This is a genomic window from Bradyrhizobium manausense, from assembly GCF_018129685.1.
GTDB classification, from domain to species: Bacteria; Pseudomonadota; Alphaproteobacteria; order Rhizobiales; family Xanthobacteraceae; genus Bradyrhizobium; species Bradyrhizobium manausense_D.
The window spans coordinates 146,767-168,891 of sequence record NZ_JAFCLG010000008.1; the positions used below are offsets into that span (position 1 = coordinate 146,767).

General features: G+C 64.2%; 22 protein-coding genes. 9 read left to right on the forward strand and 13 right to left on the reverse strand.

What is annotated here, in order from left to right; translation table 11 throughout:
• The 3 genes from JQ621_RS20415 to JQ621_RS20425 form a co-directional block, all read right to left on the reverse strand.
• A complete protein-coding gene (locus JQ621_RS20415) occupies positions 1 to 726 on the reverse strand; it encodes an RDD family protein (protein WP_212236462.1) in 726 nt (241 codons plus the stop codon).
• 128 nt (positions 727 to 854) lie between these two features.
• Positions 855 to 3,014, reverse strand: a complete 2,160-nt coding sequence (locus tag JQ621_RS20420) for a putative bifunctional diguanylate cyclase/phosphodiesterase (RefSeq protein ID WP_212236463.1) — start codon at positions 3,012 to 3,014, stop codon at positions 855 to 857.
• Positions 3,015 to 3,435: 421 nt separating this feature from the next.
• Positions 3,436 to 3,882: a L,D-transpeptidase gene (locus JQ621_RS20425; RefSeq protein ID WP_249125416.1), complete on the reverse strand. Its 447-nt coding sequence runs from the start codon at positions 3,880 to 3,882 to the stop codon at positions 3,436 to 3,438.
• Positions 3,883 to 4,009: 127 nt separating this feature from the next.
• On the opposite strand from JQ621_RS20425, the gene mepA reads away from it, so the two are divergent.
• From mepA to modC, 5 genes are all read left to right on the forward strand, one after another.
• Positions 4,010 to 4,954, forward strand: coding sequence for a penicillin-insensitive murein endopeptidase (gene mepA, locus JQ621_RS20430; RefSeq protein ID WP_212236464.1), 945 nt, complete (start codon positions 4,010 to 4,012; stop codon positions 4,952 to 4,954).
• A gap of 327 nt (positions 4,955 to 5,281) precedes the next feature.
• The gene (locus JQ621_RS20435; protein WP_212236465.1) at positions 5,282 to 5,785 is read left to right on the forward strand and encodes a hypothetical protein; all 504 of its coding nucleotides are present in this window, start codon (positions 5,282 to 5,284) and stop codon (positions 5,783 to 5,785) included.
• 179 nt (positions 5,786 to 5,964) lie between these two features.
• Positions 5,965 to 6,750, forward strand: coding sequence for a molybdate ABC transporter substrate-binding protein (gene modA / locus JQ621_RS20440; RefSeq protein WP_212236466.1), 786 nt, complete (start codon positions 5,965 to 5,967; stop codon positions 6,748 to 6,750).
• Between the two features lie 27 nt (positions 6,751 to 6,777).
• Positions 6,778 to 7,473 carry a molybdate ABC transporter permease subunit gene (modB, locus tag JQ621_RS20445; protein WP_212236467.1) on the forward strand — a complete coding sequence of 232 codons (696 nt, stop codon included), beginning with the start codon at positions 6,778 to 6,780 and terminating at the stop codon, positions 7,471 to 7,473.
• A 2-nt stretch (positions 7,474 to 7,475) separates the two neighbouring features.
• Positions 7,476 to 8,138, forward strand: a complete 663-nt coding sequence (gene modC, locus JQ621_RS20450; RefSeq protein ID WP_212236468.1) for a molybdenum ABC transporter ATP-binding protein — start codon at positions 7,476 to 7,478, stop codon at positions 8,136 to 8,138.
• A gap of 71 nt (positions 8,139 to 8,209) precedes the next feature.
• Here modC and JQ621_RS20455 read toward each other — a convergent pair whose 3' ends face one another.
• Complete coding sequence (locus JQ621_RS20455; RefSeq protein ID WP_212236469.1) at positions 8,210 to 10,003, reverse strand: potassium/proton antiporter; 1,794 nt, start codon at positions 10,001 to 10,003, stop codon at positions 8,210 to 8,212.
• Positions 10,004 to 10,214: 211 nt separating this feature from the next.
• Here JQ621_RS20455 and JQ621_RS20460 point away from each other — a divergent pair, with 211 nt between their 5' ends.
• Positions 10,215 to 11,531 carry a mechanosensitive ion channel family protein gene (locus JQ621_RS20460; protein WP_212236470.1) on the forward strand — a complete coding sequence of 439 codons (1,317 nt, stop codon included), beginning with the start codon at positions 10,215 to 10,217 and terminating at the stop codon, positions 11,529 to 11,531.
• A gap of 183 nt (positions 11,532 to 11,714) precedes the next feature.
• Complete coding sequence (map, locus tag JQ621_RS20465; protein WP_212236471.1) at positions 11,715 to 12,533, forward strand: type I methionyl aminopeptidase; 819 nt, start codon at positions 11,715 to 11,717, stop codon at positions 12,531 to 12,533.
• Between the two features lie 15 nt (positions 12,534 to 12,548).
• On the opposite strand, the gene JQ621_RS20470 is transcribed toward map, so the two are convergent.
• Positions 12,549 to 13,145: a bifunctional transcriptional activator/DNA repair enzyme AdaA gene (locus tag JQ621_RS20470; protein ID WP_212236472.1), complete on the reverse strand. Its 597-nt coding sequence runs from the start codon at positions 13,143 to 13,145 to the stop codon at positions 12,549 to 12,551.
• Positions 13,146 to 13,277: 132 nt separating this feature from the next.
• Here JQ621_RS20470 and JQ621_RS20475 point away from each other — a divergent pair, with 132 nt between their 5' ends.
• Complete coding sequence (locus JQ621_RS20475; protein WP_212236473.1) at positions 13,278 to 14,204, forward strand: DMT family transporter; 927 nt, start codon at positions 13,278 to 13,280, stop codon at positions 14,202 to 14,204.
• Between the two features lie 53 nt (positions 14,205 to 14,257).
• Complete coding sequence (gene radC, locus JQ621_RS20480; protein ID WP_212236622.1) at positions 14,258 to 14,971, forward strand: RadC family protein; 714 nt, start codon at positions 14,258 to 14,260, stop codon at positions 14,969 to 14,971.
• Between the two features lie 28 nt (positions 14,972 to 14,999).
• Here radC and JQ621_RS20485 read toward each other — a convergent pair whose 3' ends face one another.
• From JQ621_RS20485 to JQ621_RS20520, 8 genes are all read right to left on the reverse strand, one after another.
• Positions 15,000 to 16,604 (reverse strand): serine hydrolase domain-containing protein, encoded by a 1,605-nt coding sequence (locus JQ621_RS20485; protein ID WP_249125417.1) that lies wholly within the window; start codon positions 16,602 to 16,604, stop codon positions 15,000 to 15,002.
• Positions 16,605 to 16,706: 102 nt separating this feature from the next.
• Positions 16,707 to 17,012 (reverse strand): hypothetical protein, encoded by a 306-nt coding sequence (locus JQ621_RS20490; RefSeq protein WP_212236474.1) that lies wholly within the window; start codon positions 17,010 to 17,012, stop codon positions 16,707 to 16,709.
• Between the two features lie 139 nt (positions 17,013 to 17,151).
• Complete coding sequence (locus tag JQ621_RS20495) at positions 17,152 to 17,472, reverse strand: hypothetical protein (protein ID WP_212236475.1); 321 nt, start codon at positions 17,470 to 17,472, stop codon at positions 17,152 to 17,154.
• Positions 17,473 to 17,648: 176 nt separating this feature from the next.
• Complete coding sequence (locus JQ621_RS20500) at positions 17,649 to 18,344, reverse strand: AprI/Inh family metalloprotease inhibitor (protein ID WP_212236476.1); 696 nt, start codon at positions 18,342 to 18,344, stop codon at positions 17,649 to 17,651.
• Positions 18,344 to 19,333: a 2-hydroxyacid dehydrogenase gene (locus JQ621_RS20505; protein ID WP_212236477.1), complete on the reverse strand. Its 990-nt coding sequence runs from the start codon at positions 19,331 to 19,333 to the stop codon at positions 18,344 to 18,346. Before JQ621_RS20505 ends, JQ621_RS20500 begins: the two co-directional genes overlap by 1 nt.
• Positions 19,333 to 20,151, reverse strand: coding sequence for an ABC transporter permease (locus tag JQ621_RS20510; RefSeq protein ID WP_212236478.1), 819 nt, complete (start codon positions 20,149 to 20,151; stop codon positions 19,333 to 19,335). Before JQ621_RS20510 ends, JQ621_RS20505 begins: the two co-directional genes overlap by 1 nt.
• Positions 20,148 to 20,963, reverse strand: a complete 816-nt coding sequence (locus tag JQ621_RS20515; protein WP_212236479.1) for an ABC transporter ATP-binding protein — start codon at positions 20,961 to 20,963, stop codon at positions 20,148 to 20,150. The genes JQ621_RS20510 and JQ621_RS20515 overlap by 4 nt, the downstream gene beginning before the upstream one ends.
• A 104-nt stretch (positions 20,964 to 21,067) precedes the next feature.
• Entirely contained in the window at positions 21,068 to 22,090 is a 1,023-nt protein-coding gene (locus JQ621_RS20520) for an ABC transporter substrate-binding protein (protein ID WP_212236480.1), read from the reverse strand.
• Positions 22,091 to 22,125 lie beyond the last annotated feature (35 nt).

A 22,125-nucleotide genomic window follows, 5' to 3' on the forward strand; every position in this document is an offset into this window, starting at 1 on the left:
TCAGGTCTTGCGCGCGCCGAGGAGCTGGCCGCGCCAGCCGAGGGTGATGACGGAAGCAAGGACCAACAGCAGCATGATGGCGGCGACGAAGTCGACGATGCGGTCGCCGCCGTTGCACATGCTTTGGTAGAAGCAGGCGCTCGACAATATGCCGGTCTTGAGCAGGAGATCGAGCGCCAGGATATACAGAACCAAGCAGACAGCGAGATAGGCCAATGTCACAGCGGCGCGCCGCAAGCCTGACGGCCTCCCCGCGCCATCAAACTCGCGCCGCTCTGTGATGAACTGCGACGCAATGGCCTTCGCGGGATCGCGAATCTGCACAGTCGATCGCGTCAGAAGATCATGGACCGCCTGGTTACGGCGGGTCGCCGCCATGCTCAGAAACGAATACCAACCGAGCAGGCTCTTGAGAACAAACCGGCCGAGCGACCTAGCAAAACTCAGATTGCCGCCATCATCGGCGACGACGCGCAAATTGGTCCAGGCGTGACCGAGCGTGCCGCCACCACGCCAGACCAGCACCGGTTCGTACAGCAACAGGATCAGAACGACCGCAGCGCCCAGGACCCGAGCCAGGAGATCGCTCTCGACATTGCTCGCCAGAATCAAGGCACCAAACATCAACGCCATCGCCAAGGTCCAGTCGAGAAACATCGCGCGCAGCCGCCGTGAGAACCGTGCATAGCGCGGCATGTCGGGCGTGGTCGGCGCAGTGAGGCTCATGGCGCAGGTCTCCGATTGATCGTCGGGCGCCTGACGACGGCGGAGGTCAGATCATGCCACCAGCGCAGCGTTCCTGCCGCAGGTTGTATCTACCCTGCGCTACGCCTTCAAGACACCGACGACGAGCCCTAGGCGACCAGCGCGGTGTCGCCGTCGATGCCGCGCTGCGCGGCCAGCAGGCTGATGATCTCGGCGTTCGGCCGGGCCTTGCTGAACAGAAAGCCCTGGCCCTCGTCGCAGCCCTCGGTGCGCAGGCAGCTCAGCTCCGCTTCGGTCTCGACGCCTTCGGCGGTGATGATGACGCCGAGGCCTTTGCCGAGGCTGACGATGGAGCGGATGATGGCCTGTGCCTCGCGGTTGGCCCCGAGATCGCGCACGAAGGACTGGTCGATCTTGATCTTGTCGAACGGGAAGCTGCGCAGATAGCTGAGGCTGGAATAGCCGGTGCCGAAATCGTCCATCGAGATGCGCACGCCGAGCGCGCGCAGCGCGTGCAGCGTCGCCAGCACCTGCGCGCTCTTCTCCAGCAGCAGCGTCTCGGTGATCTCGAGCTCGAGCCGCCGCGGTGGCAGGCCGGAGTGTTTCAGTGCGTCCGTCACCATCGAGAGCAGATTGCCGCTGCGGAATTGGAGCGGCGACAAATTGACGGCAACGCGGACGTCGTCCGGCCAGGTCACGGCATCAAGGCAGGCGCGACGCAGCATCATTCCACCGAGCGGATTGATGAGACCGGTCTCTTCCGCGACCGGGATGAACTCCGCCGGCGAGACCATGCCGCGTTCGGCATGCGGCCAGCGCACCAGCGCCTCGAAGCCGGTGATGCGGCCGCTCTGGAGGTCAATCAGCGGCTGATAATAGGGGCGCAGGACTTCGTTCTGGATCGCATCGCGCAGCTCGACCTCGATCTTGCGGCGGCTTTGCGCCTTCGCATCGAGCGCAGCCTCGAAGAAGGCAAAGGTGCCGCGCGCATCCAGCTTGGCGCGCGACAGCGCCATGTCGGCGCTTTTCAGCAGCTTTTCGGACTCATCGCCGTCGCCGGGCGCCATCGCGATGCCGATGGAGGCGCCGATCACCACGGAATGGCCGTCGAGCAGATAGGGATCGGCGATCGCCGCGAGCAGGCGCTTTGCCAATCCCACCGCGTCTTCCGGCCGGGTCAAGCCGCTCTGCACGATCGCAAATTCGTCCGAGTTGAGACGCGCCAGCGCGTCCTCCTCGCGAAGGGTCGAGCGCAGCCGCTTGGCGACGCCGCGCAAGAGCTTGTCGCCGACCGCATGCCCCAGCGTGTCGTTGACCGCCTTGAAATTGTCGAGCCCGAGCATCAGCACCGCAACCTTCTCGGAGCTGCGCCGCGAGTGCAGCAGCATCTCGTCCATGGTCTGGCGCAAGCGATTGCGGTTCGGTAGCCCCGTGAGCCCGTCATGCTGGGCCATGAAGGCAAGCCGCGCCTCGGCGCGCTTGCGCTCGGTGATGTCCATCAGCGCCAGCAGCACGGCAGGCCGGTCGTCATAGGTCAATTCGCGGGAATAGATCGCAAGGTCGATCAGCACGCCGTCGGCCTTGACGTGTTTCCAGGTGCGCGCGGCCTGCTCCTCGCTGGGACGGTCGGTGGTCCAGGGCGGCTCGCTGTCGAAGGCCTGCAACGAGCGGATCTTCAACTTCTCGAACTCGGCGCGGCTGTAGCCGTAATGCGCGATCGCAGCGTCGTTGACGCCGAGGATCCGCTCGTCGTCCAGCGCGCAGACGATCATGGGGACGGGGTTGCCGTCGAACAGAAGGCGGAAGGAGGCCTCGCGCTGCTTCAATTCGGTGATGTCGACGCGCAGGCCCACGACGCCGCCGTCATCGGTGCGGCGTTCCTCGATCAGGATGACCCGGCCATCGGACAGCGTCTGCTCATGGCGCTTGCCGGGCTCGTAGAGCTTTTTCAGCCGGGCTGCGATCCATTCGTCCTCGTGACCGGCCGCTTCCGGATAGTCGCCACGGGCGACGCCGACGCGCAGCGTGTCTTCCAGGCGCGCACCTTCCTGGAACAGATCGGCGGTCTTGCTGTAGATCGACGCGTATTGCTTGTTCCAGAGGACGTAGCGGCCTTCGGGATCGAGGATCACGATGCCCTGCGGCAGGAAATCGATGGCCTGGCGCAGCCGCTCATGCGACCGGCGCGCCTCGGCGATGGCCGCTTCGGCTTCGGCACGGCTTTGCACGAGCCGGTCGCGTTCGATCGGTGCGTGAGGCGCACGCGCAAATCGCGGCTTGCGCGGCCGTTGGCCGCTGCGGGCAAGCACCTTGCGCTTTCGCTTTTCTGTTTTTTTGGACCCCAAACTCAACGTCACACGTCCTGACCGCGCCCAACGGCCGCAACTCTTGCTCCAAGTGTCTGAAAGAAAAGTAATCTTGGCCCGGGCGTCGCGAAACCGTCACCGCGCCACGCGGCGACTTTGCCTGTTTACGAGGCGCGAATTCCGTCGGGCGGCGAATCGAGCCAACTCGCTCGTCGCAACCGGCGGGAGAGAAGGCGCAAAAACACGCATTCTCCTTGAATCAATTCCGCAACGGCGTTCGCTTGCATGCAGGACGGTAACGCATCTTATTGCGCGCATGAATTTTGGTCACTGCGGAATAGAGTTATCGCGCCGTTAAAAAGCACGCTGATGCGGCGAAAATCTGCAATTTTTTTCCGATCTTTCTCGCCCAGCCCGAAGCGCCCTAGTCCGAAATATGGATCGTGGTGTTGCCGGCGCCTTCGCGCCTGATCAGCGCGAACAGCGCTGCCGCATGCGCGGGATGCAGCCGGACACAGCCATGCGAGGCCGGGCCGCCGAGGCGGGAGATGTCGGTCGTGCCGTGAATGGCGAAGCCGTAATGGAAGAAGATCGCGTGCGGCATTGGCGCATTGTAGTATTTGCGCGAGAAGTAGCTGCGCATCATCGCCTGCGGATGGAAGGTGCCGCTCGGCGTGCCATAACCGCTGCGACCGGTCGAGACCGGCCAGGAATAGCGCGGCGCGCCATCGACCCGCACCGACATGTGCTGCGAGGATTTGTCGATATCGACCTGGACATCGGCCTTGGCCGGTGTGGCCAGGATCGGCGCCAGCGCAGATGCAGCCAAAGCGACCCGCCGCGCGAGCCGCACCAGATAAAATATCATCATGCAATGCCCTCTGCCTTGAGGGCATGATGCTGCCGGTGCGCCGCGGCTGTAAAGACGTCGTGAGGCCAGGGGACCGACAAGCCTAATTCTTAACCCTGAGGCGGCGTTGGGCTATAAGGATGTCAGCATGAGTCCCCGCCGCATCGCCCCTCTCCTGCTTGTCATGACGTTCCTGACCGCCAGCGGCGCGCTGGCCCAGGACAAGGGCAGCGTGAACCCAAAGCCGCTGCCGCCGCTGGCCAATCCGAACGATCCCAAGATCGGCGCTAAGGAGCTGTTCGCGCGCAAGCTGCTGCCCTCGACGGGACCCGCGCATGTCGTCGGCTCCTATGTGAAGGGCTGCATCGGCGGCGCCGAGCAGATGCCGCTCAACGGCGACGTCTGGCAGGTGATGCGGCTGTCGCGTAACCGCAATTACGGCCACCCTGACATGATCGCGCTGATCAAGCGCCTGGCCGGCAAGGCGCACAAGGACGCGGGCTGGCCAGGCATTCTGGTCGGGGACATCGGCCAGCCGCGCGGCGGGCCGGCGCTCTCGGGCCATGCCAGCCATCAGATCGGCCTCGATGCGGACATCTGGCTGACGCCGATGCCGGACCGTCGGCTCTCGCGCGAGGAGCGCGAGGACATGTCGGCGGTGATGATGGTCCGCGACGACCGCCTCGACATCGATCCGAAGGTCTTCACGCCGAGCCATGTGCTGGTGCTGCGCGACGCCGCGCAGGAGCCGGCGGTGCAGCGCATCTTCGTCAATGCCGCGATCAAGAAGGCGCTGTGCCGCGAGGCCAAGGGCGACCGCTCCTGGCTGTCGAAGATCCGCCCTTGGTGGGGTCACGACTATCATTTCCACATCCGCATGCGCTGCCCGGCGGGCGCCAGCGAATGCCAGGGCCAGCCGTCACAATCCGAGGACGAAGGCTGCAAACCCTCCGACTTCGCCTACTGGTTCAGCGAGGGCGTGCTGCATCCCAAGCCGCCCAAGGAGCCGCCCAAGCCAAGACCGCCGATGACGCTGGCGCAGATGCCGGCCGCATGTAAGGCGGTACTGCACGCGCCGGACGCAAAGCCGTAGGGCAGGTGAGCAAGCTGCCGCCCCACCCACTCCCTGTCGTCCCGGACAAGCGCAAGCGCAGATCTGGGACCTATACTCCCAGGGAGGAGACGTGGCGCGAGGTGGCAACTCCGAGTCTTCGTCAAACTGCGCCCTGTGGTTATGGATCCCGGATCTGCGCTTCGCTGGTCCGGGATGACGAAGTAGAGAGTTGGTGCGTCCCATTGACTGCGCTAGGATGCACCCTGCCGCCGTGCCGTAAGCCCGCGGCATTCCGGGATGCGCATCCCGCCTCTCACAAACCCTGACTGCATGCCGCGCTTCGCGTGGCCAACGATGAGATCTGACATGCGCGTCCTCGCTCTCCTTGCCGTGCTCTCACTCGGCGCGACCTCCGCCCTTGCTGCGGAAGAACCCAGCGGCTGCGACAAGTTCAAATGGCCGATCGAGCGCGACCGCGCCGCGCTGACCGCGCCGGATCGCGCCAAGCTGGCCTCGGGAGCCGAGCAGGCCGCGGTCCCGTCCTCGGCCATCACGCTGGCGCTGGTGGCGCCTGCCGAGGCAAGACTGCCCTCGCCGCCGGAGCGGGCTCCGAAGGACGGCACCTTTGCCGGCTTCACCAGCTTCAAGGCGGCAAAGGCCGGGCTTTATACGATCAGCCTGTCGAGCGGGGCCTGGGTCGATCTGGTCCAGGATGGGCATGTCCTCAAGCCCGTCGCCTTCAGCGGCGCGACCGATTGCGACGGCATCCGCAAGACCATGAAATACGAGCTCTCGGACAAGCCGTTCGTCCTCCAGGTCAGCGGCGCCAAGGACAATTCGCTGTCGATTTCGATCCTGGCTGCACAATAGGTTCGGCAAACCGCCGGCTTTGACCTCTGGCCGTAGCCTGCTATCGTTGCAGATGCGATATCCCTGCCGGCCGTAAGCCGTGGCGGGGACACGTGGAACAGCGCGTCCGCCCGTCGCACCCACCCAACGCCAGAATTGCGCGTGCGTTTGCGCGCGCGGGCCCGCACGGAGCGCAATCCATGTGTCGTATCGCCGGACTTTTCACTGCCGTCGTGATGCTCGCAGCCATCAGCCTCCCGCCTGCCAGCGCCGAGGACAAGACCATCACGGTCTTCGCTGCGGCGTCGATGAAGAACGCGCTCGACGAGGTCGATGCCGCCTACACCGCCAAGACCGGTGTGAAGATCACCGCGAGCTACGCGGCAAGCTCGGTGCTGGCCAAGCAGATCGAGCAGGGTGCGCCGGCCGATGTGTTCGTCTCCGCCGACACCGACTGGATGGACTACGCGCTGTCCAGGAAGACCATCAACGAAGCAAGCCGCGTCAATCTCCTGGGCAACAGCATCGTGCTGATCGCGCCGAAGGATTCCAGGATCGACAACGTCGCCATCGCGCAAGGATTCGACCTCGCCAAGCTCGCCGGCGACGGCAAGATCGCGACCGGCGACGTCAGGTCGGTGCCAGCAGGCAAATACGCCAAGGCCGCGCTGGAGAAGCTCGGCGCCTGGCAGGCCGCGGAGCCGAAATTCGCCATGGCCGAGAGCGTGCGCGCCGCGCTGACGCTGGTCGCGCGCGGTGAGGCCAATCTCGGCATCGTCTATTCCACCGACGCCAAGGTCGAGCCCGGCGTCAAGATCGTCGGCACTTTCCCGGCGGATTCGCATCCGGCGATCATCTATCCCGTGGCGGCGACCACCACCGCGAAGCCCTGGACCAACGATTATCTCGCCTTCCTGAAGACGTCGGCGGCCAGGACCATTCTGGAAAAATATGGCTTCAAATTCCTGATCAGCCCCACGACGTGATGGTCACGACGTGACATCGGCGACTTGATGCTCGACATCTCTCCCGCGGAATGGACGGCGATCCTGCTCTCGCTCAGGGTCGCCGTGATCGCGACGCTGGTGGCGACGCCGTTCGGCATTGCGCTGGCGTGGCTGCTCGCCCGCCGCGATTTCTGGGGCAAGTCGGTGCTCGATGCCGTCGTGCATCTGCCCCTGGTGCTGCCGCCTGTGGTCACAGGCTATCTGCTGCTGCTCGCCTTTGGCCGCCGTGGCCTCGTCGGCGGCTTCCTTGCCGATCATCTCGGCATCGTCTTCGCCTTTCGCTGGACCGGAGCTGCGCTCGCCTGCGGCGTGATGTCGTTCCCCCTGCTGGTGCGTCCGATGCGGCTGTCGATCGAGGCGATCGACCGCCGGCTCGAGCAGGCGGCGGAGACGCTCGGCGCGGCACCGTGGAAAGTGTTCTTCACGGTGACGCTGCCCTTGGCGCTGCCGGGCGTGCTCGCCGGCATGGTGCTGGGCTTTGCCAAGGCGATCGGCGAGTTCGGAGCCACCATCACCTTCGTCTCCAACATTCCAGGCGAGACCCAGACGATTTCATCCGCGATCTATTCGCTGATCCAGACGCCCGACGGTGATGCCGCTGCGGGCCGCCTCGTGATGGTCTCGATCTTCTTGGCGCTCGGTGCGCTGATTGCCGCGGAATGGTTCGCACGCCGTGCCACCGCGCGGCTGCACGGGAACTGACCATGCTGCGGGTCGATGTCGAGAAACAGCTTGGCGAGTTTTCGTTGCACGCATCCTTCGCCAGCGAAGGCCGCGTCACCGGCCTGTTCGGCGCCTCCGGGGCCGGCAAGAGCTCGCTGATCAACATGATCGCGGGACTGCTGCGGCCGGACCGCGGCACCATCGTGATCGACGGCGACGTCGTCGACGACACTGCCGCCGGCATTCACGTGCCGACCTATCGCCGCCGCATCGGCTACGTCTTTCAGGACGCACGGCTGTTTCCGCATCTCGATGTCGCGCAGAATCTCGACTATGGCAGGCGGATGAACCGCCTTGCGGCCGATCCGGCACAGCGCACGCGCGTCGTCGAGCTGCTCGACATCGGCACGCTGCTTGATCGCCGTCCTGGAAAGCTTTCGGGAGGCGAACGCCAGCGCGTCGCGCTCGGCCGCGCGCTCCTGTCAAAGCCGCGCCTGCTGCTGCTCGACGAGCCCCTCGGCGCGCTCGACGAAGCCCGCAAGCTCGAGATCTTGCCCTATCTGGTGCGGCTGCGGGACGAGGCCAATGTGCCGATGGTCTATGTCAGCCACGACGTGGCCGAGCTGCGGCAATTGGCGACGCAGATCGTGATGCTGAGGCAGGGGCGGGTGACGTCGTTTGGTGGGGTGAAGGTATTGACGTGAGCCACGCTGATTGTCTCATCCTCCTATGACGTCCCGGCCTTCGCCGGGACGACGTCTGGAGGCAGTCGAGCTCAAACCCCCGCCACGGACGTCCAGATCTCCGCGAGCTTCTTCCGCAGCGCCTGGCTGCGCGTCGGCGGGGCCGGCGTCTCGTCGTCTTCCGGCAGACGCAGGCCAACGAGGTTGACGCGGCCGCCGGAGATGCTGCGCGCGACGAGCACGATTTCGTCGAGCGGCAGCTCGGCGCCTTCCTTCGGCGCGCGATCGAGATGGACGTCGAAATAATCGGCCAGCGTGAGCTTGCCTTCGTCCTCGCCGACCTTCACGCCGTAGATTTCGGCGAGCTCGGCGAGCGTGTGCTCGCCGGAGACCATGAAATCGCCGAGCAGATGCGGATCGGGCGCCGTGCTCGGCTGCATGTCGACGAAGAAGCGATCGAGCGCCTCGGCCTTCTCAGGCGGGGCCAGCAGATAGATGTAGTCGCCGGGCGCAATCGGCTCGGCTTCAACAGGCGTCAGGATGCTCTCTTTGCGGATCACCAGCGTCGGCTTCGACCAGGACGGGATCAGGCCGCGGCGGAAATAGAGGCTCTTGGGCCGCACCGCATAGCCGACCAGCTGCTGCTCGAGCTGGCCGGGCAGATCCAGCTCGATGCGGCGGGGACCGCGCTCCATGCGCGGCAGCGCCACGTGCAGCTTGCGCGCGGCCGGCGCGAGCGTCCAGCCCTGCAGCAGCAGCGAAATGATCACGACGACGAAGGCGACGTCGAAATAGAGATAGGCCTTCGACAGGCCGACCAGCATCGGGATCGATGCCAGGAAGATCGCGACCGCGCCGCGCAGGCCCGTCCAGGCGATGAAGATCTTTTCGCGCCAGTTGAAACGGAACGGCGCCAGGCACACGAACACCGCAATCGGACGCGCGACCAGCATCAGGACAAAGGCGACGCCGATCGCCGGCAGGACGCTGGAGCCCAGACGGTTCGGCGACACCAGAAGGCCGAGCAGCACGAACATCACGATCTGCGCAAGCCAGGTCGCGGCGTCGAGAAACGCCACCACCGAATTATGCGCGCGCGTCGGCCGGTTGCCGATGATGATGCCGGCGAGATAGACGGCCAGAAAGCCCGAGGCGTGCATGATCTGCGAGCCGCCGAAGATGACCAGCGCGGCCGTGGTCACGAACGGCGCGTGAAGGCCCTGCGGCAACGCGACCTTGTTGAGCCCGATGACGACGAGACGGCCGCCGATCACGCCGACGACGGCACCAAGCAACGCTTCCTGGACGAACTCCATCACGACGTGGCCGGGCGTGCTCGAGCCCAGCGAGATGTACTCGACCAGCATGAGCGTGAGGAAGATCGCGAAGGGATCGTTGGTGCCGGACTCGGCTTCCAGCGTCGCGCCGACGCGCGGGCGCAGGCGCAGGCCCTGGGTGTGCACCAGCAGGAACACCGCAGCCGCGTCGGTGGACGCGACCACCGCGCCGACCAGCAGCGACTCCGTCCAGTTGAGGTCGAGCGCGTATTTCGCAAACGGTGCCGTGATCAGCGCGGTCAGCAGCACGCCGACGGTCGCGAGCACCACGGAAGGCGCGAGCACGGTGCGGATGCTGGCAAAGCGCGTCTTCAGGCCGCCGTCGAACAGGATCAGCGCAAGCGCCACCGAGCCGACCAGATAGGTGGTGCCGACGTCATTGAACTGGAGCTGGCCGGGGCCCGCATCTCCCGCGAGCATGCCGATCGCGAGGAAGACCAGCAGCAGCGGCGCGCCGAAGCGCAGCGCGAGCAGGCTCGACAGGATACCGGCCATGACAAGGGCGGCGCCGAGCAGAATGGCGATACTGAAAGAGTCGAGGGAGGCCATCCACCTTCCGGGCACAAATATCTGGAATTGCATCCTTATCGTCGCCACACTCCTGCGCCAACCCATTTTCTCGCACGCGCGGCAATCTGCCCGTATTTTGCGGCCTTAACGCGCTTCACTTCGCGGTGTATCGATGGCCCGGCCGCAGCCCATGTGGGATTCTGCGTGCCTTCGAATCAAAACCGCCCGACCGCTTGCCCGAGACCATCAGATGGACATGGACCTCAAAGACCTCATGGAGTTCGTGCAGACGACTGCGCGCAGCGTCGGAGCTGAGATCTCCTCGCCCTGGTTCTACCTGCAATTTGGTCTCATTCTGGCGGCCGCCGGGATTGCATATGCGGCGGAGACCGGCATTCGCGGCCGCGTCGACATGAAGTCGCTCGCGAAGCGCTGGCCGCTGCCGCTTCGCCATTTCGCCCGCGTCATGGTTTCGAGCGCCTCCACCGCGGTGTTTACGCTGCTCGTGATCGTCTCACGCATCGTGATGTATCACGCAACCTGGCCGAGCCGCTCCTATCTGCTCATGGTCGCCGCCAAGCTGGGGCTGGCCTGGCTCGCGATCCGCCTCGTCACCTCGGTGCTGCGCAACGCCTTCATCGTCAAGCTGGTGTCCATCACCGCATGGTTCATCGCCGCATTGTCGATCATCGGCCAGCTCGATTCGACCGTCGATCTGCTCGACTCCTATGCGGTCGTGCTCGGCGGGTTGCGACTGACGCCGCTGCTGGTGATCAAGGCCGGCGCGCTGCTGCTCATCGCGCTTTGGCTGACCAACATCGCCAGCAATTTCGCCGAAAGCAAGATCAACTCGGCGACCGATCTGACGCCGTCGATCCAGGTGCTGCTGATCAAGATCATCCGCATCGGGCTGCTCGTCATTGCCGTCGTGATCGCGCTCGGCGCGGTCGGTATCGACCTGTCGGCACTCGCGGTGTTCTCCGGCGCGGTCGGCGTCGGTATCGGCATCGGCCTGCAGAAGATCGTCGCCAACTTCATCTCCGGCATCATCCTGCTCGCCGACAAATCGGTGAAGCCGGGCGACCTCGTGACCATCGGAGACAATACCGGACGCATCAGCGCGATGAAGACGCGCTATATTTCGGTGGCTGCCGGCGATGGCCGTGAATTCCTGGTGCCGAACGAGGACCTTGTGACGCAGAAGGTCGTCAACTGGACCTACACCGACAAGAACACGCTGGTGAAGATTCCCTTCGGCACCAATTACGATGCCGATCCCCGCATCGTCTGCAAGCTCGCGATCGAAACCGCCGCCACCCATCCGCGCGCCCAGAAAGCCAAGCCGCCGAACTGCATCCTGACCGAGTTCGCCGAGGCCGGCATGAAGTTCTCGCTGACCTTCTGGCTCGCGGACCCCGACGGCATGGACAACGTCAAGAGCGACGTGATGCTGGCGTTGTGGGACGCCTTCAAGCGCGAGGGCATCCGGGTTCCCTACCCGGTCCGCGAAATCCGCGTTCGCGGCGGCGCACTGCCGGTCGAAACCACCGTAGAAGTCCCGAATTGAGACCGCTTTCGGGCGCATGGCCGCCAGGATTCTTCCTTTGACGCGTTTTGTTCGCGCGACCCGGTGCCCGTTTCGCCCAAAAACGCCGTGGCCAAGCTTGCACGAAGGCCCGCAATCATTAAATTGGGCCTGAAATCAAGCCCTTCGCCCAAATCGCGCCCGAGCCAGAAGAACCAGACCCGCATGAGCTACGTCGAAGCCACCGAGACCTCCCTGCGCAAGACCGGACAGATCAAGCTGCATGGGCCGAACGCCTTTGCCGGCATGCGCAAGGCGGGTGCTTTGGTGGCGAAGTGCCTCGACGAGCTCACCGACATCGTCGGCCCCGGCGTGCCGACCGACCGCATCGACGAATTCGTCCGCGAGTTCGCCTTCAGCCACGGCGCCTATCCGGCGACGCTGATGTATCGCGGCTATCGCTACTCGACCTGCACCTCGCTCAACCACGTGGTCTGCCACGGCATGCCCGGCGACCGTCCGCTGAAGGAGGGCGACATCGTCAACATCGACGTCACCTTCATCGTCGACGGCTGGTACGGCGATTCCAGCCGGATGTACGCGGTCGGCCCGATCGCGCGCAAGGCGGAGCGGCTGATCGAAGTGACCTATGAAGCGATGATGCGCGGCATCGCCGCGGTGAAGCCCGGCGCCACCACCGGCGACATCGGCCACGCCATCCAGAGCTTCGTCGAGCCGCAGGGCATGAGCGTGGTGCGCGATTTCTGCGGCCATGGCCTCGGCCGCATGTTTCACGACGAGCCGAACATCATCCATGTCGGCCGGCCCGGCGAAGGCGTGCTGCTCAAGCCCGGCATGTTCTTCACCATCGAGCCGATGATCAATCTCGGCAAGCCGCATGTGAAGATCCTGTCGGACGGCTGGACCGCGGTGACCCGCGACCGCTCGCTGTCGGCACAGTTCGAGCACTCGGTCGGCGTCACCGCGACGGGGGTCGAGATCTTCACGCTGTCGGAGCGACACGGCGAGAAGCAGATCGGCTGATCGCGCCACGCACACCTATTTTGAACGGCGAAAGGACGACGGCGGCCGCTTGTAGGTCGCGGCAAAGGCGTCATTGAAGCGGCGAACGCTGCCGAAGCCGGCGGCAAAGGCGATTTCCGCGAGGGTCAAGTCGGTCCCATCGATCAGGCGCTTGGCCTCCTGCACGCGCCGCGTCGCCGCAATGTCGCTCGGGCTCGCGCCGACATGACGCAGGAACAGACGCAGCAGATGGCGCGGCCCGACGCCGAGAGCCTCGGCGAGCTCCGCGGCGGATGCACGATCCAGAAAGCCGGCATTGATCAGGCGCATTCCGCGCGCCACGGTGGTGGCCGTTCCCATCCAGGCCGGAGACCCCGGCGCCGTCTCCGGGCGGCAGCGCAGGCATGGGCGAAAGCCGGCGCGCTCTGCGGCAGCCGCGCTCGGGTAAAAGGTGACGTTCTCCGATCGCGCGGGGCGCACTGGACAGACCGGTCGGCAATAGATGCGCGTCGAGCGCACTCCGGAGAAGAACAGGCCGTCGAAAGCGCGGGCGCGCGCCAGACGCGCCCGGTCGCAGGTGTCCCAGTCGAGATGTGGTGGCAGGGCTTGCCGTTGCGCCGAAACCTTCGTCATGGCCAAATCTTAGTTTCATCGCAGCCCGCCGAGTAGCTGAAATCGGACTCGATCGGGCGATGAGGTCCGAATTCAGCCAGCCTGCGTCGCCGCTCCGGACCATGGTGCAGATCCATATCGGAGCAGATTCGCATGAGCACGCAGGCACCATCGGCAATACCGGAACGAAACACCTTGTTTCTGGAGATCGGGCTATTGCTGCTGCTGTCGCTGATCTGGGGCAGTTCGTTCACGCTGATCAAGGTGGCAATCCCCACGATTCCGCCCTTCACGATGGTCGCGGTACGCGTGACGCTCGCGGCGGGTCTCCTCCTTCTCATCGGAACCGCGCAAGGGCACGCACTTCCGCGCCGTGGATCGGTCTGGGCTGCCTTCTTCGTGCAAGGACTGTTGCAAAGCGCGCTGCCGTTCACCTTGATCAGTTGGGGCGAGACGCATATCGCGAGCGGCCTCGCCGGCGTGCTCAACGCGACACCGCCGATGTTCGTGCTCGCGATCGCCTTGATGACCGGGCACGGGCGACAGGCGATCAGCGGCCGAAAGATCGTCGGCGTCGCGCTCGGCCTTGCCGGCGTCGCCGCGACCGTGGGTGTCGATGCGCTGTCCGGGATCGGAACGGCCGCGCCATTGGCACAGGCGGCCGTGCTCGGCGCGAGCCTTTGCTACGCGCTCGCACCGATATGGGGCCAGCGGTTTGCAAAGCTCCCCGCGATCGTAACGGCGGCAGGAGCAATGAGCTGCGCTGCGATCCTGATGCTGCCGGCGGCCGCGATCCGCGAGCGGCCTTGGACGCTGGCGCCCCCGCCGGCGCAGGCGATCGCTGCCGTCGTTGCTCTCGCTATTGTTTGCACTGCGCTCGCGATGGTGATCTATTTCCGGCTGATCCGGACGCTCGGCCCACTCGGCACCACCAGCGGAAGCTATCTGCGGGCAGGTTTTGCGGTGATGCTCGGCACCACCCTGCTCGGCGAGAGTTTTACCTGGTCGATTCTGGCAGGAATGGCACTCATCCTCGCCGGGATGATCGTAATCACGCTCCCCCCGCGGACGAGCCGCTGAAACCGTCGCAATTGACGGTTGCAAAAGTGACGATCGGCGGCAATGCTGGACCGATGCCCGCCAAGACCGACGCCGACAAGAGCAAGCCCGACGACACGCCGCATTATCTCGGCCATCGTGAGCGGCTGCGCGAGCGCTTCTACAGCGCCGGCGCCGAGGCGCTCAGCGACTACGAGCTATTGGAGATGGCGCTGTTTCCGGCGCTGCCGCGACGCGACACCAAGCCGCTGGCCAAGACGCTGATCAAGACCTTCGGCTCGTTCGCCGAGGTCGTCCATGCGCCGGTGGCGCGGTTGCGCGAGATCGAGGGCGTCGGCGAAGCCGCGATCAACCAGCTCAAGTTGATCGCGGCCGCCGCGCACCGCATCGCCAAGGGCGAGGTCAACAGCCGCAATGCGCTGTCGTCCTGGAACGAGGTGATCGCCTATTGCCGCACCAGCATGGCCTTCGCGGACAAGGAGCAGTTTCGCCTGCTCTTCCTCGACAAGCGCAACCAGCTCATCGCCGACGAGGTGCAGCAGACCGGCACGGTGGACCATACGCCGGTCTATCCGCGCGAGGTGATCAAGCGCGCGCTGGAGCTGTCGGCGACCGCGCTGATCCTGGTGCACAATCATCCCAGCGGCGACCCCTCGCCGTCGCAGGCCGACATCCAGATGACGAAAGCCATTATCGACATCGCCAAGCCGCTTGGGATTGCCGTGCACGATCACATCATCGTCGGCAAGAACGGGCATGCGAGCCTGAAGGGGATGCGGTTGATTTGAGGCCCGTTGCGGAACCACGACGGTTTCACTATCCGCCCGGCTCGCTATCCACCGAAACGTCGCGGCCTTCCCTGTCCTTTCCGCGCAGATTGAGCCTGTCGCCGTCGAACGACAAGGTCCATTTCTGTAGTTCGTCCATCCCGACCGCCTGGCGCTCGATCTCAAAGATCGAGTCGTTCAACCACTTCCCCTTGGTCGCAAACAATCCGGAGTCGGTTAGCTGTCCCTTGCGATACAAGCCATCAAGCCCAATCGGATCGCTAAACCGGAGTGACGGTTGACCTCGACCCCGCGCGTAGACCTGGAGGTCATAGTGCGGGTTTGGATCGACGAGAGTCAGCGACAACGATTTCACACCGAGCGCATTCGCCGGAAATCTGTAGGTTTTTCCCGATATTGCCGATGCGATCTCGGGCGTAGCCCCAACCTCCGTTGCCCTTTCGGTCGATAGCTCACGAATCTTCTCCGCAAGCAGGTTTGCGCCGACAGCGTCCTCCGGTAACGCCGTTTCGGACTTGACTGCACCGGCAATCAAATCTGCCAGCCTACCCAGCGGACAAAAGTCCCTAGCGGTCGTCACCGCAACGATGTCCAGCCGGGGCAACACCATGATGAGCTGGCAGTGATATCCATCCGCGATGTAGACATTCTTCTCGGGAAGCGCCCAGAACAAGTTGGAGTACCGCAGGTCTGGTGCCCGGGGCATATTCATGTTCACGGTGGCGTGGCTTACCTTGTCGATCCAGTCGAGCGGAAGCAGCGATTTGTCCTCCCACTCACCGTTGCGCAAATAAAGATAGCCGATCTTGGCCATGTCGCGGGGCAGTAAAGCCAGACCGAAGCCACCGATCGGAATGCCCTGGGGATCTCGCCACCAGTTCGAGACGCTGATCCCGAGTGGGTCGAACAGCTTTGCCTTCGCATAGTCCAAGGTGTTCATGCCCGCGAGCCTGGCAATGATTGCGGACAATAGATGCGCACCGCCGCTGTTATAGTTGAAGATGTCGCCCGGCGCACTCGCCATCGGGAGATCAAGAGCGAATTGGGTCCAGTCCTGTTGGCGACTCATCTCGATCATCGTATCGGGGCGCCCGTCCAGCGGTTCCTTCCAGTCGAGGCCTGAGGTCATGTCGAGCAGGTTCTGAATCGTTATGGCTTTCTTTCTGTCATCAACATTTGCGATGCCGCGATCGCTAAAGAAATCCAGCATCGGACGGTCGAAGCTATCCAGGAGACCGTCCTTGCGGGCGATCGCCAGCAGCGTGCCGACCACCGCTTTGGTAGCGGAGTTTATCCGGTGCGGAATGTCGGCGGTATACGGGGCGTAATAGGCATCCAGCACGATTCGTCCATGCCGGACCAACAGGAGGCTGTCGAGGCTGCGGGTCGTGCCGAAATCAAGCAATTTGGCAAGCACCGCCGAATCCATGCCCTGCTCTTCCGGCGTGGACGTTTGCCATTGCCGTGTCGGCCAGACGGTTGCGGCTCCGTCCTGAGCATAGACTGAATGGCTGCAGATCGAAGCCGCGAGCACGAGCATAACAAGCGCGGCGCTCGAAACGGCGGATCCGGCGAGACTGCAGGCAGCAATCACGACGACAAGCGACCGGCCGATGCACGATCTGATGCTCATGCGAGTCCACCAATTCGGGATGGCGGCTCGCCGAGCCAACGCGCATGGCCGACGTCAGATCCAGCACCGGCGCCTCCCTGGAGACGCCGGCAGTCACTTGATCTAGTAGCAGTACCGCGGATCGACCGGGACGTAGCGGCCGTCAGGGCGCTGCATGTAGCAGCCGCGCTGATAAGCGTAATAACCGGAGCGGCGGCGTTCGCCTTCGGCCGCGATCGCAGCTCCCGTGCCGGCGCCGACGACCGCACCGATGGCCGCGCCGCGGCCACCGCCGAGCGCGCCACCCACAATCGCTCCACCAACGCCGCCGAGGATGGCGCCGCCGACGGCGTCCTGCGCCATCGCGTCATGAACCGGGACGGCCACCGCGACCGCGAAGCACGCTGCAATTCCAAGGCGTCGAAGCATCTCGAAGTCTCCCATGTGATGCGGCCAGTCATAGCGTTCGAGACGGTCCCGGACCAGAACAATTGTGTGAGTCCGAACCGGGTCGCCCCTGGCGCCACGCGGACAGCCTGTTGCGACGATCCTCTCGCACCGGCCCGCATCAGACCGAGGGTCCCTTGTCCAGGGTAAAGGAGACGACGATCGCTTCCGGCGTCTGCTTGAATTCCTTCGTCACCGCTGCACGCACGAGGCCGGCAAGGTCACGCAGGGGCTTCTTCTCATAAAGTGCGGGAAACAGAACAGTCACCGAAGTGAGGCGTCCGTTATTCCAATTGAAGCCGACCCGCGGCTTGACGCCCGTCGACTGGGCGAGATCGCCTTCGACCGCCTGGGCTTGCTGCAATCCGTCCTTCAGGGTGGCGATGGCATCGCAACCGGACAGGGCAAAGGCGAGGACGACAATGACGATGGCTCTGAGCATCGAGAAGATCCGAAAGATGGCACTCTATGCATGGTTGCATGAATCTTTCCATGCAACAAGACAGAGGCAACCTGGATGTCGCGAGCGCAGAGCGCCGAGGCGCGCCGTTCCAACAGCGCGCGCTCGCGTCCGTTACCGGAAAAATTGCAGAGCACACGAGTTAACGGACGGACCGCCTATTGGCGCAGCATGATCAGGGGATCGGCGGTATCGGGAACCCGGCGCCATTGCGCATTGTCGTCGGCCTCGAACTGCCAGATCTCGCCTGATTTCGACATCAGGATGATCTGGCCGCGCTCGAGCCGCCATTGCGTCGGGTTGAACTGGGCGATCGCAGCATCGCATTTGGGCTTGAGGAAGACCTGGAAATTGTCCTGATCAGCTTCGGTGTTGGTCAGCGTTATCCCGCAGATCGGCTGACCGTTGCCGCGCACCATCGCCCAGTCACCGATCATCTGGTCCATCGACTTCGCCATCGAGCGGGCCGCAGCGAGGTCCTGGAGGATGTAAACGCCCTCGCCCTGCCTCAGGCCTTCGAAAATGCCGGCTTCGACCTCGGTGAAGTCGATCACGGCTTCACCGGTCGCATCCTGCAGGCGAACGATGTCGAGGCCTTTCAGGCTCCAGGCGACGATATCCTTGGTGAAGGGCAGCGCAGTCTTGCAGGCCGGCTCGAGCTCGAGCTTGAAGCCCTGAGGAGCGGCGTCGCCCTTCATCGTGATGACGCAGGTCTTGCTGCGTTCGGTGGTCGAGAGTTCCCACTGCCCGACCATCTCCTTCTTCAGCGTCGTCGCGTCCTGCGCATGCGCAGCGCCGATCGCGGCGGCGACACAGGCCGCGATCAGCAGAGCTACAACCCGAAGAACTTGCATCAGCGCCCCTTGAACGGCGTTTCCGCAACCGGCGTCAGCGGCGCCTTGCCCGAGAACCACGACTTGAGATTGTCGACCACGAGCTGGTCCATGGCATTGCGCGTCACCACCGAAGCCGAGCCGATATGCGGCAGCAGCACGACGTTTTGCATGGCCTTGAGCTCATCGGGCACGTTGGGCTCGGCTGCAAACACGTCGAGGCCGGCGGCGAGAATTGTGCCTGATTTCAGCGCCTGGACCAGAGCCTGTTCATCGACGACCGAGCCGCGGGCCACATTGACCAGCACGCCGCGGGGCCCAAGCGCCTTGAACACGTCGGCATTGATCATCTTTTCGGTAGAGGCGCCGCCGGGCACGATCACGACGAGCGTGTCCACGGCCTTCGCCATCTCGATCAGATCGGGATAGTGCTTGTAGGGCACGTCCTTTGACGGGTTTCGCGTGTGATAGACCACCGGCACCAGCGAGGCATCGAGCCGGCGCGCGATGGCCTGACCGATACGGCCCATGCCGACGATGCCGACCTTGCGGTCGCGCAGCGAGCCGACGCTGAGCGGATAGTTCTGCGTCTGCCAGAGGCCGGAGCGGACGTAGCGGTCGGCCTTGATGAACTCACGCACGGTGGAGATCAGCAGGCCCATCGCGACGTCGGCGACCTCCTCGGTCAGCACGTCGGGTGTGTTGGTGACGATGATGTTGTGCTCGGCGGCGTATTTGGCATCGATATGGTCGTAGCCGACGCCGAAGCTCGCCACCATCTCGATCTTCGGCAGTTGCGACAGCGAATCCTTGTCGGCGCGAACGGTGTGATAGGTCACCGCGACGCCGCGGATCTTCTCCCGGATCGCCGGCGTCAGGCGCTCGAGGTCGCCGCGCGTCTCGGCCTTGTGCACGACGAAATGATCGGAAAACCCGTTCTCGAGGATCGGCCGTGACGGCCCATAGATCAGAAGGTCGATCTTCTCGGACGAAATCGAACCGGTAGGCATCAGTTTTCCTTTCCAAGCGCGCTCTCATGCCAGCGCCGCAAAACGAGGTGGGAAATTAGCGCCAGCACCCCATAGATGACAATCCCGGCCAGCGACAACAAAAGCAGCGCTGCGAACATGCGGGGTATGTTCAAGCGATAGCCCGACTCGGCGATCCTGTAGGCAAGGCCCGAGCCGGCGCCCGCCGTTCCCGCTGCGATCTCGGCCACGACGGCGCCGATCAGCGACAGGCCGCCGGCGATGCGCAGGCCGCCGAGAATATAGGGCAGCGCCGCCGGCAGCTTCAGGAAGCGCAGCGTTTGCTGTGGCGAGGCGCCGTAGAGCTGGAACAGCCCGGCGAGATTGCGATCGACCGAATTCAGTCCGAGCGTGGTGTTCGACAGCACCGGGAAAAAGGCGACAATGAAGGCACAGACGACGACGGCGGTCTGCTGCTCCAGATAGATCAGCAGCAGCGGCGCGATCGCGATGACGGGAGTCACCTGGAGCACGACGGCATAGGGAAACAGTGAATATTCCACCCATTTCGACTGATTGAACAACAGGGCCAGCGCGATCCCACCGATGCTCGCGGCGGCAAACCCTTCAAGCGTCGTGAGCAGCGTGGTGGCGAGCGATTCCGCCAGCACTACCCAGTCCCTGATCAGCGTCAGGAAGATGACCGAGGGCGCCGGCAGCACGTAAGGCGGGATTTCGCGAACGCGCACCACGAGCTCCCAGACGGCAAGGCCCGCCACAAACACCATGAAGGGCAGCACAAAGCGCACCGCGCGTTGCAGGCCTGACGGTTTCACGGCGACCGAGGCTTGCGTACTCATAGCACCGACTGCCCTTGATAGGACGGCGCCAGCGCCGCCGAAACTCTCCGACAATAATCGGAGTAAGCGGCCGAAGTGCGAAACTCCTCGCCACGCGGTTCGACAGTCTCGATACGGATGTCGGCCTGGATGCGTCCGGGCCGTCCCGTCATGACCACGACGCGCTGCGACAGATAGACGGATTCGAACACTGAATGGGTGACGAAGATGACGGTCTTGCCAAGGCTGCGCCACAACACGAGCAGATCGTTGTTGAGGCGGAAGCGCGTGATCTCGTCGAGCGCCGCGAACGGCTCGTCCATCAGGAGGATATCCGGATCGGTGACGAGGGCGCGCGCCAGCGAGACCCGCATCTTCATGCCGCCGGAGAGTTCGCGCGGAAAAGCATCGGCGAAATCGGCAAGCCCGACGCTGGCGAGCGCGGCATCGGCGCGCGCCCGCCCCTCAGCCTTCGCGATCCCGCCCAGCTTGAGCGGCAGACGCACGTTTTCTCGCACACTGGTCCAGGGCATCAGGGTCGGCTCTTGGAATACGAAGCCGATGCCATGGCCCGGCTGCTCCTCGCCCTCCTGCCGCGACACCCGCACCGTGCCCGACGAGGCGGCGCTGAGCCCCGCAATCAGCCGCAGCGCCGTCGACTTGCCGCAGCCGGAGGGACCGAGCAGGGAGATGAACTCGCCCTTGCGTACTGCAAGGTCGAGAGGACCGAGCGCCATGACGCCATTGTCATAAACCTTCGTCACGCCGCGAAGGCTGACGGCGAGCGCCGTCAGGCTGGCCTCGACCGTGGACGAAGGTTTGCTCTCTACCATTGGGCGCTAGCAGTTGCGGGGCTCGGTCGGGCCGCGTCCCTCACCTCTCCCCGCGGGGGAGAGGTCGGCCATGCCGCCACACCTTGGTCTAAGCTCGGCATGAGTTATGGCTTGGCGGGGCGCAGCTCGAGGCCGACGCCCTTGTTGACGAAGCGCAGCGTGTAGGACTTGCGGAAGTCGAGATCGCCTTTCACGACGCCGGCCTTCACCATCTTGTCGAAGAAGGACGTGTAGCGTTCGTCGCTCATCGCACCGATGCCGCTCTTCAGGCTGTCGCCGGAATCGACGATGCCGTAGTCCTTCATCTTGGCAACGGAATAGGCGAGCAGCTCGTCGGTCATCTCCGGATTGAGCTTCTTGATCATCGCATTGCCGGCGGAATTGTCGCCGTAGATGTAGTTGTACCAGCCGATGATCGAGGCATCGACGAAGCGCTGCACCAGGTCAGGCTTCTTCTCGACCATGTCGCGTCGGGTCTCGATCAAGGTCGAATAGGTGTTGAAGCCGGCATCGGCGAGCAGGATGACGTTGGGCTTGAAGCCCGCGGCCTTCTCCACCGCGAAGGGCTCGGATGTCACGTAGCCCTGCATCGCGCTCTTGGGGTTGGCAATGAAGGGCTGCGGATTGAAATTATAGGGCCGGACGTTCTTCTCGCTGAAGCCATATTCGGACTTCAGCCACTGGAAGTAGCTGGTCATGCCTTCCTTGGAGACGAACAGCGTGAGCGGTTTGAGGTCCTCGAGCTTGGTAACCTTCGCATCCGGCTGCGACAGCAGCACCTGCGGGTCCTTCTGGAACATCGCGGCGATGGTGATGACGGGGACGTTGTTGGCGACCGCATCGAACGACATCAGCGTGTTCGCGGCCATGAAGAAATCGATCTTGCCGGCGATCAGCAGCATCCGGTTGTTCTCGTTCGGGCCGCCCGGAACGATGCTGACATCGAGGCCGTACTTCTTGTATGTGCCGTCGGCAACCGCCTGGAAGAAACCGCCATGCTCGGCCTCGGCAACCCAGTTGGTGCCGAAGGTGACCTTGTCCAGGGTCTCGCTGCGCGCCGGCAGGATCGACACGACGGAGGCCAGCAAGCCTGCCGTTAACGCTCGCCGCAGATGGGAAAGGCTCATGAATGCACTCCGTCGATCGCTTCTAGCCGATGGGA